This window comes from Stenotrophomonas sp. GD03930, assembly GCF_029839665.1.
Lineage (GTDB): Bacteria > Pseudomonadota > Gammaproteobacteria > Xanthomonadales > Xanthomonadaceae > Stenotrophomonas > Stenotrophomonas forensis.
Window position 1 is genome coordinate 26,888 of sequence record NZ_JAOCAV010000002.1, and the last position, 12,156, is coordinate 39,043.

Sequence of the window (12,156 nt, forward strand, 5' to 3'; positions counted from 1 at the left end):
GGAGGCGGTAGCGTCCGTCCCCTTCTTGTTTCAGGGCCGTTGATCGGCCCCCCGCCATCGTGCCGCCTTCTCCGGCAGCCAGCGCCTGGCAGTGGATGATGAATCCGCAGTTCGGCAACCGGGGCAGGGAAGCACCGTGCAGGCTGTGCACGTTGTCACAGTCATGACGTTTCTGACTCTGCCGGAAGCCGTGTCCGCCGTGTAACTAGTGGGACAGGCTCTTGGGAGGACAGGTGATGACCGATGGCAAACACGATACCCAGCGCAGGTTGTTCGGAGATCCGGGGCCACCCGGCGCGGGGCTTTCGGTGGCGGTGGTGGTACTGATGGTGCTCGCGTCGATGGCGGCTGCGATCGGGTTCATACGGCTGCCGGATCCGCTGCTCGGCCTGGGGCTGATCGGCGTGTCCGTGTTTCTGGCCGTCGGTGCCCGCATCTGCCAGGCACGCGACCAGCATCAGGCACTGTACCGCCTGCTGTCACGGCAGCCGCCGCCGTAGCCGCGGCTGCCGTGCAGGTTCAGCGCTTCGGCCAGTCCAGCTCGACCACCAGCGGGAAATGATCCGATGGCAGCACGCCGTCGATGCGGCGGTCGTCGGTAAGGAAGCTGCGCGCATGGAAGCCGCGCACCAGCACCCAGTCCAGCTGTGCGGTGGCGTTGCCGGTGAAATCATGGAAGGTCAGGCGCGGGCCCTGCGGTGCCTTCACCTGGGGGCGGGTGTCCTCCAGCACGTGGGTGAACGCTTTGTAGGTATCGCCGCCGGGTTCGCTGTTGAAGTCGCCGGTCAGCACCACCGGCAGGTCGGCCGGCAGGGTGGCCAGACGCTTGCCGATCAGCTCGGCACCCTTCACCCGGCGCGGTTCGTCCTCGTCGCGGTAGGGCAGGTGGGTATCCATGAAGTAGAAGCGACGACCATCCTCCAGGCGCCGGAACAGCGCCCAGGTGACCATGCGCGGATACAGGTTGCCCCAGGTGATGCTGCCGGGCACGTCCGGCGTATCGGACAACCAGAAGTTGCCGGACGCCTCGATGGCCAGCACCTTGCTGTCGTAGAACACGCCCATGTGCTCGTCGCCGCTGCCACCCCGGCGGCCTTCGCCGAACCAGCGGTAGCCGGGCAGGTGCTCGGACAGGTAATCGGCCTGTTCCTTCACCAGTTCCTGGGTGCCGATCACCGCCGGGTGCGCATCGAGAATGACCTTGACCATCGCATCGCGACGGTCCGGCCAGCGCTTGCCAGGCTCGGTATCGGCCGGGGTGCGGACATTGAACGACATCACTTTCAGCGGCGCAGGCGTGGCCGCGCAAGCGAAGACAGGCAGAGCAAGTGCCAGCAGCGCGCACAGCGCCCGGCGATGGAAACGCGGCAACATCGTGGAATCCCTCCATTCCATGAAAACGGTTTCATGGAGCATGCCATGGAAGGCGAGGGCAGCGGTATGCCGGGATGGGCGGCTGGCAATGCCGGGCGGGCGGTGAGAGCGCCGCCCGGCGGATCGCGTGAGGGCGGTCAGGAGATCACGGGTACTCAGTCGGCGGGCAGGTACCACTGGCCATTCTGGTCAATCCAGTACACCCGGATGTAGGGAGTGCCGTCCTCTTCGAAGTACGTCACTTCGCAACGCTGATGGTAGTAGGGCCCCATCTTGACCCGGACGCAGTTCGTGTTCTCCGGACCACCGCCACCACCGCTGGCGGCGGCCTGGGACGGCGAGGAGAGAGCTCCAACGGCAAGCATCAGTGCGGCCATCGAGGCCAGGTGCAGTTTCATGGTCATCATCCTTGTGTCTGCAATCGCGCATCTGCGCGTTGTCGTGCAACGTCCCGCGCGACGCCAGGCTGACGTGCGGGAGTTGCTGCATGCGCGCCGGCCCGCTGGGCGACCCGGCGCATTTCCCCGGCTCAGTCGCGCAGGTAGGGGTTGCCGTACTCGTCGATCCAGTATTCGGCTGTGTAGACGTTGCCGAATTCATCGGTGTAGGTTTCCGTGCAATGGTGGTGGACGCGGTTGCGGTCCACATTCACTGGCACACAGGAAACATTTTCTCTCGGGACCCCTGTGTTGGCGTCCGCCACCGGTGCCAGGGTTGCAGTGGCTACCACCAACGCGGCCATTGCGGCCAGTTGCAGTTTCATAAGCATCATCCTTGCTTCTGCAATCGCGCACATGCGCACGGGGTGTGTATCACGCGAACCCGACCATCGGAAGTGCCTCGCTGCGATCAGTCCTCGATCTCACCGCGACGAGTTGCAGCGCGTACCGCCTGCGCGGTAGTCGCAACACCGAGGCGCTGGCGTGCATGGCGCAGGTGGTTTTCCACGGTGCGTGCGGAAAGCCCGAGCGTGGCGGCAATTTCCGCCTGGCGACGCCCGGCAGCGACCCAGCGCAGCACCTCGCGCTCGCGCGTGCTCAGCAGGCTTCCGGAAAGTTCTGCAGGAACTTCAGCCAGACCGCGCGCGGCGCGGAATGCTGCGGTTGCAGCAGCCTCCAGCTGCAGGCGTGCGCTGGCGGATGCATCGATGGAGGTGCCTGCGAAACTGATTGCACCCTCCAGCCCGGTGGTACCGAACACCGGCACCTGCAGGCCGTGCAGGCCTTCGCCACGCGGTTGCTTCACCACCTGGTAGCGCTCACCGCGCAGACCTTGGCGTTTGCTCCAGAAGAACGGCGCGTCGCTGTCCAGCACGTGGCGATTGACCGGGCAGGCATGCAGATAGCGGGCGAGGTCGGTATCGCTGCCATCGCCGAACCAGTCGCCGTCGATCCAGTACACGCGCTGCGTGCCGCGCTCCAGTCCGGTGCCGGTGGCGAACACCAGCACGCGGTCGTAGCCGAGCGGTGCGGCGATGCTGCGCAGTACCGCGCCCACCGCGTCCAGCGAGCGGGCGCGTTCCAGCGCCAGCAACGCCTGCACCAGCGCGGTCATCCGGATCAGCGCCCGGCCAGTGCGTCGAGCAGGGTGCGTGCAGCCAGCTTGCCGAGCGCATTGCCCGCCAGCGGGCTGTCGCCGGTCAGCAGCAGGCGATCCTGCAGCACGCTGCCATCGATGCCTTCGTTGACGATCTGCACACCCTGCTGCGCCAGCCGCTCACCGAAGAACCACTGCAGCTGGCCCGGCATGTAGCCGATCTCCGGTGTCTGCCGGTCCATTGCATCGGGGAAGGCGCAGATGCGGTAGCCGCGGAACAGCGAGCCGCCATCGGCTTCGTCGACGCCTGCGGCCAGCAATGCCGCAGGGCCGTGGCAGAGGGTGATGATGTGGCGTTGCTCGGCCATCGCCCAATGCAGCACCGCCTTCACCGCGCGGCTCTGCGGCAGCCCGATCAGCGCGCCATGGCCGCCGGGAATGAACACTGCCGCATAGTCCGATCCTGCTCCCAGTGCGGCCACGACATCGTCCAGCGCCAGCGGCTGGCGGAAGCGTTCTTCATAGCGTTCGTACAACCCGCCGATCTGCTTGTCCTCGCGCGGGAAGGCCCACCACTCGAACTTGGTGGCGTTGCCCGACAGCGTGGCCACGTCGATGTCGAAGCCGGCCTTGTCCAGGTGATACATCGGCAGCAGGGTTTCCACCGGATGGTTGCCGGTGGAGAACAGATGGCCGTTGGCGGTAGGCAGGTAGCGCTCGTCGGCGGCGATCATCAGCACCTTCCAGCGACCATCGCGGCGTGCGTCCGGATAGTCGGCACCGGACAGGTTGCTCTTCGGCGACGTGAACTGCGACAGCGAGTACGGCGAGGGGAAGAAGGCATCGCGCTCGGCCGGATCGGGGCTGGGCTGGCGACTGGGCTCTTGCGTGTTCATGCGGACCTCCTGCGGGGAACGTAAGGCCAGCATAGAAGCGTGGATGCGCACGCGCGATGAGGGATTTCCCTCAATCGCCCGAGGCTATCTGGCTGCTGCCCCGTGCTGCTGCATGTCCTCGTGCAGGATCCGCCGCAGCTCGATGATCGCGGGCGTGGCTTCCTGCACGCTGTGCCCGGACACGATCACCTTCTCCGACACGGCGTTGGGCAGGTGCGAGCTCCAATACGGCACCAGCCCGTCATCGGTCTTTTCCAACGGCCCGTCGGCCTTGGCGCGGGCGATGATCGAGTGGTACTGCACCTTGGGCGCCATCGGCAGGTCAGCCACGGCGCGGACGAACGCGTCGTCCTTGTCCAGATTCTGGATGCTGTTCATCTGGTAGCCGTGCTTGCCATCGTTGCGGTCGACCTGGCCATCGTTGGCGATGGTGGCGACATCCTCCAGCACGGTCAGCGGCAGCCGCACCAGGCGACCGATCCAGCGGCCCAGACGGGTGCCGGCGACGTCGGTGCCACGGTGCGGCGTGGCGATGAACACCACCCGTGATACTTCCGGCTCCGGCAGGAAGGTCAGTACCGGCGCCCCGCGGGTGCGCAGCAGTTCGCGCTGCGCCGGTGTCATCTGCGCAGTGGCCAGCAGGGTATCGACCAGGTGGTCGCCGGACGACGAGACCATAAGCCGCGCGATCACCCCGCCCATGCTGTGCCCGACCAGCACCATGTCATGCGAGGCCTGTGCCTTGCCGCTGGGGTCGAAGTGCCTGAACACGTCGGCCAGCGTGTGGCGCATCGCATCGTGGCTCATCGCGATGGGCATGTTGGTCGGGTAGTAGAACTGCCAGATCTGGAAATCCTGGCGGATCTCGTCGTCGCGCATCAGCTCGTTGGCAACGTTGACCCAGGCTTCCGGGCTGCTGGCCAGGCCATGGATCATCAGCAGCACGCGCCGGTTCGGATCGTAGGGCTGCATCATGTACAGGTGCGGCGTGTCGATGCCGCCCTTGCCGCCGAACAGCGAGCGCAGCGACTGGTGGCTGAAGTTGGATCTCGCCAGCCACAGCGCGTAGCCGGCGGTAAAGTTCGCCGCCAGCGGTACCTCCTGCCCGTGCAGGGTGACTTCGGTGACCTGGTAGGGATCGTGGATCTCCAGTTCCGGCTCGTCGTCGTGCAGCACTTCCCATAGATTCTTTCCGGAGAAGCGCAGCAGCACCGTCATCGACGGCGAAGGCATCTCGCTCCAGCTCTGCGTGGTCGCAGGGGCGGTGTGCGTGGGGGGTGCCGTGGTGGCGGTGGTGCCTGCCGGATCATCCATCACCGCCACCAGCTCGGCGCCGAAGCCGTCGCGGCGGTGCACGCTGCGCAGCGTGCCGGTGAATGACAGCGAAGCGGCCGGCACCAGCTCGGTCGGCGTGCGCGTGTCCAGCGGCGACGCCTCGGTGGAAGGCGCCAGCACGAAGGTCCAGCGGCCCAGCTGGAAATGACTGGCCTCACTGTGCACGCGGCCGGTCGCGTAGGCGTTGTACAGCTGCACCGAGGCTTCCTGCACGGCCAGGTTGTAGTAGTCGCGCACCTGGGTCTGGCGGTCTTCGAAGCCGCGCTGGTTGGCGGTGCGTTCGGTGAAGAACAGATAGGCATAGGCCTGGCGTGCGACCTGCATCCACGCGTCCAGGCGCGGCTGGAAGTCGGCGTCCAGTTCGGTGATCGCGGTCTTGGCGCGGCCTGACGCGGAGTACTCGCGCTTGGGGGCGGGCAGGGTCATCGCGTACTGCAGCCACAGCTCGGCCAGGCTCGAACGCTTGTCTTCCTCGCGCACCACGATGCTGCCTTCCATCGCCTCGATGCAGGGCAGGCCGGGCTTGGCACAGACGCCTTCATCAAGGCCGGCCACGCGCAGGGTCTCGGTGGTCGCTGCGCTGAGCTTGCCGGAGGTCAGGATGTCGCCGCGCTTGAGGGCGATGTACTGCCCCGGCGTGACCGAGGCGACCTGTACCGACGGCCCGAACTGGCGCAGCGTCGCGCAACCGCCCAGGGTGAGCAGCACGGTGATGATGAGGGTCGTGCGGCCGATGAAGCCCAAGCCCGTGGTAGCCATACGATCCTCCTGCGCGGTGGCGCCACTCTATCGTCCGGCCAGTCAAAGCGGAAGATACCGGGCGGTCGGTTTGTGCCTTGAAACCGCCGCCATGCAAGCGATTCAGGCATTCGCGTGTGACACTAGGGTGAATGGAGGCATGCAAGGACGGCGATGCGTTGGCTTGAGACACGGATTCCACCACCGCTGGTGATGCTGCTGTGCGGTGGCATCGGCTACCTGGCCAGCTGCCTGGCAGCGGGCCTGGCGGTGCCGCTGCCGATGCCCGCGCTGCTTGCAGGTGCTCTGGTGACGCTCGGTGTGACGCTGAACCTGCTGCCGAAGCTGGCCTTCCGCCGTGCGCGCACCACGGTCAATCCGCTGCGCCCGTCGGCCTCGAGCGCGCTGGTCACGCACGGGGTATACCGCTACACACGCAATCCGATGTATCTCGGTCAGGCGATCGTTCTGACTGGTGCCGTGCTGTACCTGCAGAACCCGGTCGCGTGGCTGGCCGTGCCGCTGTTCGTGCTGTACATCACCCGGTTGCAGATCGTGCCGGAAGAGCGGGTGCTGTCGGCTCGTTTTCCCGAAGCGTATGCGCTGTTCCGCCAACGCGTACGCCGTTGGCTGTAGCGCGGGCCGGGTGGTCACGCGGCACACTGCCTGCACGAAAAACAGGCACAAAAAAGCCGGAACCCCGTTGATGGAAGTTCCGGCTTCTTGTGGCCTCGACAGGCCATACAGATGGTGGAGGTGGGCTCTACCGTAGTTGGGTCGCAGGCCTTTGTTGTGTGTGGTTCGGTGCCTATGCAGCGTCGGCGATACCCCCATCCATACCCCCGGTTTCGCCCGCCTGATCGCGCTGCTCCATCTGGTCCTGAATCCAGGAATCGATCTCCGATTCGACCCAGCGAACGGAGCTGCCCAGGTGGACCGGCTTCGGGAACTTACCAGCCGAAATGCGCAAATACAGGGTCGACTTGGCCATGCCGACGCGTGCCAGCACCTCCGCGCGACGCAGGAGGCGGCTGGGGGTGACTGCGGTGCTCTCGTTCATGCTTCCTCCTTCGGCGCGCCGGCGGCGGCCAGATTGGTGCCGCGGCGGCGGCGTTTCGATACGGGGGCCATGATGCGTTCGGCTTCGGCCCGGTCCCCTCGGGAGAGCTCGATCAGGGCCAGGCCACGGGCCTCCCAGGTGCGCACGGTGGCCTTGCTGGCCTTGGCGAGGTCCACCCCCGACAGGCTGGCCAACACGTGGCCCATCTCGCGGAAGTCGGGAACGATGTCCTGCAGGAGGTCATCCATGCTCGAGCACCTCTCGGATCACGCCCGTGGCAGAATTCCGGCCGGCGAACAGGGAGATCAGGGAATGGATTGGTGGCTTGGCTTCAATCAGTGCTGGCCGATGGGCGAGACGTGTGCGGTCGATTGGGGCGCTTGGGGGCTGATATTGGCAGGCGGCACTCTTTTCAACGCATGGCTGGGCGTGCTGGTGACCGCGACCTCGGCTGTCGCTGTGTTCTGGCTGGGTAGGCAGGCTAATGCGGTGGCCCAGGCTTCCCACGGCATCGCAACGGCCTCGCAGGAGGTTGCCAGAGCTGAAAGACAGCGAGAGGCGCACTTCATCCTGGCATACCTCTATTCGGAGGTCTTGGATACGTATTCCAGCATTAACGGATGGCTGGAACAGGCTGATGTAGTTGAACAGCATTTCCTGCGGATGTCCGACCATGATCGGAAGCAGATTCTCGACGGACTTGGGCCTCTGACCATGCCCCAGACAGAGGCCATTTTCGGCAGGCTTCACGTCATCGATGAGGACGTCGGCCTGCGCTTGGCGCGTGCTTTGGGCACGTTGAAGATACTTCGTCTTGCGCGCGAGCCGATGCTCCGGCTCGCAAACGACGATGAAGGCAGAGCAAGAGTGCGAGCCATAATCACATACGTAAGGAGCCTTAGCGCAGACCTTCGTGTCGTCCATGACGCGGGCATGGAAGCCAATCGACCGCTGGCCTGATAGGGTTCTTTCAGACATTTGGCATCTCCTGCGGCAGTAGTTTTTGGTGCTGCACGTGCTCGATAACCGTCTGCCCACTGGGCAGCAGGATGTGCGACAGGAACGCGGCCTCGAACGTCAGCATGCCGATCTCGATTGCCGTGACCTGGCCTTTCACCCAGTCGCGCAGGATGGAATAGACGGCGATACCGCCGATCTTGAGCGCCTTGGCCTCATGCTCGGTCCGCGTTGCCCGGATCCGTGGGCCGTAGGGGTGTTCCCGCAGCCACGCGGCGGCGTAGCCGCGGGCACTGGCCTTGAGCTGTACCTGCCGCCCGCGGTGCTCGAACTGAATGAACAGCTCGCCGGTCTCGTAGTCCTCACCCGTTGCGAAGCGCTGGCACCCGAAGGATCGCAGCATCTTTTGGATGTCATTGATCGCGTTGTTGCCGCTGGTGGCGTTCTCGTAGGGGAGGCTCATTTGCCCACCGCCTGGCTGTCTGCCTTCCGCTGCCGCCGGACATCGATCACGTCCAGCACCGAGTTGCGGCGCACCACGTCGTGCCCGTCGATCTGGCCGACCACGTTGACCACGCAGACGGCGCGGCGCAGCTCGTCCAGGTCCACGGCCTGCGCGGTCGGCGCGGCGTAGAGTGGGCGCGACCGTCCGCCCTGGACAGGCTCTTCCGCAAAATAGTGGCCGAGGTCAGGCTCCCCCGGCCAATCGATCAGCCACGCCACCGGCTCCCCCACCGGCTGGCGGGCGGCGAGGGCGGCGGCCGCGTAGTCCCTCATCTGCCCCGCCGTGTAGCCGCGAATGGTTCCTTGGCGCATGGTCGAGTCGGTGTAGTGCCCCATCTCGCACGGCTCTGGCAGCGGCGGCAGATCGCCATAATTACCGGTCGGCGGCGGCTGGGCAGTGCTGGCTGCTTGCCATGCGGCCCATGCGATTTCGTACGCGAGTTTTCCGCCATCCAGCGGGCGAGCGGAATCCCACCACGCTTTGAACTGCGCTCGCGCATCCCCCTGACCACCCGGGGAGGGCTGGGCGGAGAGGGCGCGCGTATTCCAGTGTTCTGTCATCGAGGCCCGCAACCATTCGATGCCGTAGCGGAGGGTGCGCTGGTGCCGCTGGATGCAGCCCATGCTCTTGCACTTCAGGGTGAGTCCGTTGTTCTTGTAGGGCACGAACACGGCATCGTTTCCGCAGAGCGGGCAGGGCAACAGGGCATCCCCCAGCCTCACCCTCCCACCGGGCTGCGCGTCCGCCAGGGTCTTGTTGTCGGTGCTCATGCTCGTTTCTCCAGAAGGAAGTTGGGGTCGATCTGCCAGCCGGCCTCGCGGGCTCCCTGCAGGCGAAGCTCGTTGGCGTCGAATTCGTCCAGACCGAGCGCCTGTATCGATGCCTCCAGGTGCTCGGGCGCCAGTGGACGGTTCACAGCGAACAGGGAATAGACGGTGTGTGAGCTGCGGCCCCATGCCGGGGCCAGGTCCATCAGCCGCATCCCTTCTTCGCGGAGGTGGCGGCGTAGCAGCTCCCGCACGGTGCGTGCGTCCTTGGCGATGACCAGCGGGCGGCCGGTGATCTTCCGGCGCACGTGCATTACCTGGTGGCGACGAGCGCTCATGCTGCGTCCCTCATCAGGCCCATGGCCAACGCCTTCGCCGTTCGGTTCGGGACCGCGTTGCCGATCTGCTTGGTGATCTCGGTGGCGTTGCCGGCGAAGTCGTAGACCTCGCCCTCGTCATCGAACGACGTGGCCCGGGCCAGCTCGCGCCAGTGCAGCATCCGGTAGTTGATGTCGATGCGGACCTCGTCGGCGACGTCGGCTGCAGGAGTTGCCAGCTGCACGTGGCCGGTGGCAGTGACGGTCGGCATCGGATCGTCAATGCTATGGGTACGCGGGGTCTGGCCCGGGGCCTCGCCGAAGTTCGGCACCAGGAACGGCTCGGCCAGCGCCAGCGATTCGGAGCAGGTAATGGTGGGCATCGGCTCGCTCGCTCGGCGCATGTCGCCAGTCCGGCCGGTACCGACGTTGCCGCGCATGACGATGGGCTCGGCCAGAGCCATCTCGTTCGATCCGGTCAGCGCAGGCATCGGCGCGTCAGCGTCCAGAACGCGGCTTACGGGATTGCGGCCGTCGCTGTCGCCGTGCCCGGCGCGCATCAGCACAGGCTGGGCCAGGCCGAAGCGGGCCTTGGTGGTGACCGACGGCACCGGCTCAGCCACAGACTGCGCGGTGGCGGTGGCGCCGTAGTACTGGGCCACCAACGGCACAGCCAGCGCCTGGTCGCCGCCCTTGGCGGTGGTGACTGTGCGGATAGGCTCAGCAGCAGAGCGGGGCACGCCCGCGCTGCTGGTGTTCGAGGTGGGCACGATGATCGGCTCCACCAGCTGCGGCCGCGCGCAGCCCGGGCGCTCGGCACCGGCGCCGCCCGTGGTGATGGTGGGAAGCGGCTGATCCAGGTCGCGCGCTGCGCCGCCGCTGCTGGTGGCCAGCACCAGGCCGACGTGGCCGCCGCCGGCAGTGAGCGAGGGCAGCGGCTCATCGGCGGACTTGGCCGTGGCCTGCAGGTGCTGCTCGCTGGTGCCGCGCAGGTGCACCAGCATCGGGTCCGCGCTGACCAGGCCCAGGGCGACGGCCTCTGCGCGGGTGAACACCAGTTTTGGGGTCTGGCCGTCGAGCAGGGCCTGGACGGCATCGATGTAGGGCCGGGGCCAGCTGTACTTCACCGCGCCGGCAAGGATCCGCCGCAGGGTGTTCGGCTTCAGCGGCTTGGTGCGGGTGAAGATGCTCTTGCCGGTCATGGTCCAGTCGATGACCTCGCGCGCGCCGCGCCAGCGCGGGCGGCTGCCCAGCAGGTCGGTACCGCCCACGCGATCGTGCGTGAACTCTGGCCAGGTGAGGCGCTTGCCGTCGCTGCGGCCGATCAGGAAGAAGCGGCGGCGCGTGGTCGGGTCGCCGAAGTCTGCGCAGCAGACGACCTTCCAGTCCACCTTGAAGCCAACGGCCTCCAGCGCGGCAACCCATGCGCGGAAGTACTCGCCGCGGCGCGACTTGATCGGCCGGCCAGTGACCAGACTGCACGGGCCCCAGTCCATGAACTCCGGCACGTTCTCCACCAGCACACGGGCGACGCGCAGCTCGGTGCACCAGCGCACGACGTGCCACGGGTCCATGCGCTGCTGGTCGTGCACCGGCCGGCCGCCGCGCGCGCGGCTGTGGAAGACGCAGGACGGGGCAGCGGTGAGCAGGTCCAGGCGACCCTCGGGGACGATTGTCAGCGGCAGTGCCGACTCCAGGTCCGCGCAGTGGATGCGGTCCGCATGCTCCTTATGGTTGCGGCGGTTCGTCTCGATGGCGACCGGCCAGTGGTTCACGCCGATCATCTGGACCGGCAGGCCCAGCTGGCGCATTGCGCGGGCGGTGCCGTTGGACAGGCCGCCGGCGCCGCAGAACAGGTCGGCCACCAGCATCGGGCGGACCTTTCGCGCGACGCGGATCTCGGGGACGCGGGAGCCGTCAGCCATCAGAAGTCCTCCATGGCGAACAGGCGCGGGAAGGAGCCGCCGGCGGCGACCTCGATGGCCAGCTGCTCACGGAAGGTGCGCTTCTGGCCCGTCGGCCGGCCGTCTTCATCGCTGTCGGAGAAGTTCAGCGAGTCGAGGTCGGCATCGACCAGTTCGACGGCATCCGCCACGTCTTCATCGTCCAGGCCATATTCCTCCTGGGCGGCCTTCACCACGGAAGCGAGGTCAGTGCCCATCCACCATTCGGACTCGGTGACGGCGAAGATCTTGATGGGTGCGGTATCAGTCACGGGATGCTCCTGTCAGTTCTGCGCGCAGCTGCTCAACGCGCGTGCGCCAGTAGTCGATGGTTTCGTCGCTGCTGCTGCGCAGCGTTTCGTGGTGCCCGAGGGCAGTTGCAGCGGTGATCAGGTCGGTAACCAAGCCCGGCCGCGTGGTGCTGGTGCTGCCGCCGGCGCGCAGCTCGGCCACCTCGGCCTGCAGCTGTTCGATGCGCTCGTTGGCCTGGGTCAGCCACTGGCGATAGGCGTCCTTCGTTGGCTGCCGCATCCGGGCGGGGATGCCCGGGACCTCCGGCGCCGGCACCAGCACCAGGCCGCTCATCCCCGGGCCTCGCGGCGGGCTTCGGCCAGGATCTCGCGCAGGTCGTCCTGCACCTTGCGGTCTTCGCCTTGGGCAACGGCAGCGGCCAGGGCACGCTCCAGCGCGTAGACCCGGTCGTTCGGATGGATGTAGGTCATGGCAGA

18 protein-coding genes are annotated in these 12,156 nt (G+C 66.7%); 3 read left to right on the top strand and 15 right to left on the bottom strand.

What is annotated here, in order from left to right:
• Positions 1 to 236 precede the first annotated feature (236 nt).
• Positions 237 to 500 carry a hypothetical protein gene (locus tag N5C18_RS10710; protein WP_053510746.1) on the top strand — a complete coding sequence of 88 codons (264 nt, stop codon included), beginning with the start codon at positions 237 to 239 and terminating at the stop codon, positions 498 to 500.
• Positions 501 to 519: 19 nt separating this feature from the next.
• On the opposite strand, the gene N5C18_RS10715 is transcribed toward N5C18_RS10710, so the two are convergent.
• From N5C18_RS10715 to N5C18_RS10740, 6 genes are all read right to left on the bottom strand, one after another.
• Complete coding sequence (locus N5C18_RS10715; RefSeq protein ID WP_053449414.1) at positions 520 to 1,374, bottom strand: endonuclease/exonuclease/phosphatase family protein; 855 nt, start codon at positions 1,372 to 1,374, stop codon at positions 520 to 522.
• 155 nt (positions 1,375 to 1,529) lie between these two features.
• The gene (locus N5C18_RS10720; protein ID WP_053451286.1) at positions 1,530 to 1,772 is read right to left on the bottom strand and encodes a hypothetical protein; all 243 of its coding nucleotides are present in this window, start codon (positions 1,770 to 1,772) and stop codon (positions 1,530 to 1,532) included.
• 131 nt (positions 1,773 to 1,903) lie between these two features.
• Positions 1,904 to 2,137 (bottom strand): hypothetical protein, encoded by a 234-nt coding sequence (locus N5C18_RS10725; protein WP_006433851.1) that lies wholly within the window; start codon positions 2,135 to 2,137, stop codon positions 1,904 to 1,906.
• An 86-nt stretch (positions 2,138 to 2,223) separates the two neighbouring features.
• Positions 2,224 to 2,928, bottom strand: a complete 705-nt coding sequence (locus N5C18_RS10730; RefSeq protein WP_164087546.1) for a PA1136 family autoinducer-binding transcriptional regulator — start codon at positions 2,926 to 2,928, stop codon at positions 2,224 to 2,226.
• 5 nt (positions 2,929 to 2,933) lie between these two features.
• Complete coding sequence (hchA, locus tag N5C18_RS10735) at positions 2,934 to 3,806, bottom strand: glyoxalase III HchA (protein WP_279944536.1); 873 nt, start codon at positions 3,804 to 3,806, stop codon at positions 2,934 to 2,936.
• A gap of 84 nt (positions 3,807 to 3,890) precedes the next feature.
• Positions 3,891 to 5,900 (bottom strand): alpha/beta hydrolase, encoded by a 2,010-nt coding sequence (locus N5C18_RS10740; protein WP_164241848.1) that lies wholly within the window; start codon positions 5,898 to 5,900, stop codon positions 3,891 to 3,893.
• Between the two features lie 153 nt (positions 5,901 to 6,053).
• Between N5C18_RS10740 and N5C18_RS10745 the strand changes: the two genes are divergently transcribed.
• Positions 6,054 to 6,515 (top strand): isoprenylcysteine carboxylmethyltransferase family protein, encoded by a 462-nt coding sequence (locus tag N5C18_RS10745; RefSeq protein WP_279944537.1) that lies wholly within the window; start codon positions 6,054 to 6,056, stop codon positions 6,513 to 6,515.
• 172 nt (positions 6,516 to 6,687) lie between these two features.
• On the opposite strand, the gene N5C18_RS10750 is transcribed toward N5C18_RS10745, so the two are convergent.
• On the bottom strand, positions 6,688 to 6,939 hold the full coding sequence (locus N5C18_RS10750) for an AlpA family transcriptional regulator (RefSeq protein ID WP_053449419.1): 252 nt from the start codon (positions 6,937 to 6,939) through the stop codon (positions 6,688 to 6,690).
• The gene (locus N5C18_RS10755) at positions 6,936 to 7,187 is read right to left on the bottom strand and encodes a hypothetical protein (RefSeq protein WP_279944538.1); all 252 of its coding nucleotides are present in this window, start codon (positions 7,185 to 7,187) and stop codon (positions 6,936 to 6,938) included. The genes N5C18_RS10750 and N5C18_RS10755 overlap by 4 nt, the downstream gene beginning before the upstream one ends.
• On the opposite strand from N5C18_RS10755, the gene N5C18_RS10760 reads away from it, so the two are divergent.
• Positions 7,186 to 7,899: a hypothetical protein gene (locus N5C18_RS10760; protein WP_279944539.1), complete on the top strand. Its 714-nt coding sequence runs from the start codon at positions 7,186 to 7,188 to the stop codon at positions 7,897 to 7,899. The two genes, N5C18_RS10755 and N5C18_RS10760, sit on opposite strands and share 2 nt — an antisense overlap.
• 10 nt (positions 7,900 to 7,909) lie before the next feature.
• On the opposite strand, the gene N5C18_RS10765 is transcribed toward N5C18_RS10760, so the two are convergent.
• From N5C18_RS10765 to N5C18_RS10795, 7 genes are read right to left on the bottom strand one after another with little or no spacing between them, the layout of a single operon-like run.
• Positions 7,910 to 8,359 carry a hypothetical protein gene (locus tag N5C18_RS10765; RefSeq protein ID WP_279944540.1) on the bottom strand — a complete coding sequence of 150 codons (450 nt, stop codon included), beginning with the start codon at positions 8,357 to 8,359 and terminating at the stop codon, positions 7,910 to 7,912.
• Positions 8,356 to 9,171 carry a hypothetical protein gene (locus N5C18_RS10770; RefSeq protein WP_279944541.1) on the bottom strand — a complete coding sequence of 272 codons (816 nt, stop codon included), beginning with the start codon at positions 9,169 to 9,171 and terminating at the stop codon, positions 8,356 to 8,358. Before N5C18_RS10770 ends, N5C18_RS10765 begins: the two co-directional genes overlap by 4 nt.
• The gene (locus N5C18_RS10775; protein WP_279944542.1) at positions 9,168 to 9,506 is read right to left on the bottom strand and encodes a hypothetical protein; all 339 of its coding nucleotides are present in this window, start codon (positions 9,504 to 9,506) and stop codon (positions 9,168 to 9,170) included. Before N5C18_RS10775 ends, N5C18_RS10770 begins: the two co-directional genes overlap by 4 nt.
• Complete coding sequence (locus N5C18_RS10780) at positions 9,503 to 11,410, bottom strand: DNA cytosine methyltransferase (RefSeq protein WP_279944543.1); 1,908 nt, start codon at positions 11,408 to 11,410, stop codon at positions 9,503 to 9,505. Before N5C18_RS10780 ends, N5C18_RS10775 begins: the two co-directional genes overlap by 4 nt.
• A complete protein-coding gene (locus tag N5C18_RS10785) occupies positions 11,410 to 11,700 on the bottom strand; it encodes a hypothetical protein (RefSeq protein ID WP_279944544.1) in 291 nt (96 codons plus the stop codon). The genes N5C18_RS10780 and N5C18_RS10785 overlap by 1 nt, the downstream gene beginning before the upstream one ends.
• Positions 11,693 to 12,013, bottom strand: coding sequence for a hypothetical protein (locus N5C18_RS10790; protein WP_279944545.1), 321 nt, complete (start codon positions 12,011 to 12,013; stop codon positions 11,693 to 11,695). The genes N5C18_RS10785 and N5C18_RS10790 overlap by 8 nt, the downstream gene beginning before the upstream one ends.
• A complete protein-coding gene (locus N5C18_RS10795; protein ID WP_154583161.1) occupies positions 12,010 to 12,150 on the bottom strand; it encodes a hypothetical protein in 141 nt (46 codons plus the stop codon). The genes N5C18_RS10790 and N5C18_RS10795 overlap by 4 nt, the downstream gene beginning before the upstream one ends.
• Positions 12,151 to 12,156 lie beyond the last annotated feature (6 nt).

Excerpts from the sequence above, each read along its gene's own strand:
- N5C18_RS10710 (WP_053510746.1), top strand. The coding sequence starts at position 237 with ATGACCGATGGCAAACACGATACCCAGCGCAGGTTGTTCGGAGATCCG.
- N5C18_RS10715 (WP_053449414.1), bottom strand. The coding sequence starts at position 1,374 with ATGTTGCCGCGTTTCCATCGCCGGGCGCTGTGCGCGCTGCTGGCACTT.
- N5C18_RS10720 (WP_053451286.1), bottom strand. The coding sequence starts at position 1,772 with ATGAAACTGCACCTGGCCTCGATGGCCGCACTGATGCTTGCCGTTGGA.
- N5C18_RS10725 (WP_006433851.1), bottom strand. The coding sequence starts at position 2,137 with ATGAAACTGCAACTGGCCGCAATGGCCGCGTTGGTGGTAGCCACTGCA.
- N5C18_RS10730 (WP_164087546.1), bottom strand. The coding sequence starts at position 2,928 with ATGACCGCGCTGGTGCAGGCGTTGCTGGCGCTGGAACGCGCCCGCTCG.
- hchA (WP_279944536.1), bottom strand. The coding sequence starts at position 3,806 with ATGAACACGCAAGAGCCCAGTCGCCAGCCCAGCCCCGATCCGGCCGAG.
- N5C18_RS10740 (WP_164241848.1), bottom strand. The coding sequence starts at position 5,900 with ATGGCTACCACGGGCTTGGGCTTCATCGGCCGCACGACCCTCATCATC.
- N5C18_RS10745 (WP_279944537.1), top strand. The coding sequence starts at position 6,054 with ATGCGTTGGCTTGAGACACGGATTCCACCACCGCTGGTGATGCTGCTG.
- N5C18_RS10750 (WP_053449419.1), bottom strand. The coding sequence starts at position 6,939 with ATGAACGAGAGCACCGCAGTCACCCCCAGCCGCCTCCTGCGTCGCGCG.
- N5C18_RS10760 (WP_279944539.1), top strand. The coding sequence starts at position 7,186 with ATGCTCGAGCACCTCTCGGATCACGCCCGTGGCAGAATTCCGGCCGGC.
- N5C18_RS10755 (WP_279944538.1), bottom strand. The coding sequence starts at position 7,187 with ATGGATGACCTCCTGCAGGACATCGTTCCCGACTTCCGCGAGATGGGC.
- N5C18_RS10765 (WP_279944540.1), bottom strand. The coding sequence starts at position 8,359 with ATGAGCCTCCCCTACGAGAACGCCACCAGCGGCAACAACGCGATCAAT.
- N5C18_RS10770 (WP_279944541.1), bottom strand. The coding sequence starts at position 9,171 with ATGAGCACCGACAACAAGACCCTGGCGGACGCGCAGCCCGGTGGGAGG.
- N5C18_RS10775 (WP_279944542.1), bottom strand. The coding sequence starts at position 9,506 with ATGAGCGCTCGTCGCCACCAGGTAATGCACGTGCGCCGGAAGATCACC.
- N5C18_RS10780 (WP_279944543.1), bottom strand. The coding sequence starts at position 11,410 with ATGGCTGACGGCTCCCGCGTCCCCGAGATCCGCGTCGCGCGAAAGGTC.
- N5C18_RS10790 (WP_279944545.1), bottom strand. The coding sequence starts at position 12,013 with ATGAGCGGCCTGGTGCTGGTGCCGGCGCCGGAGGTCCCGGGCATCCCC.
- N5C18_RS10795 (WP_154583161.1), bottom strand. The coding sequence starts at position 12,150 with ATGACCTACATCCATCCGAACGACCGGGTCTACGCGCTGGAGCGTGCC.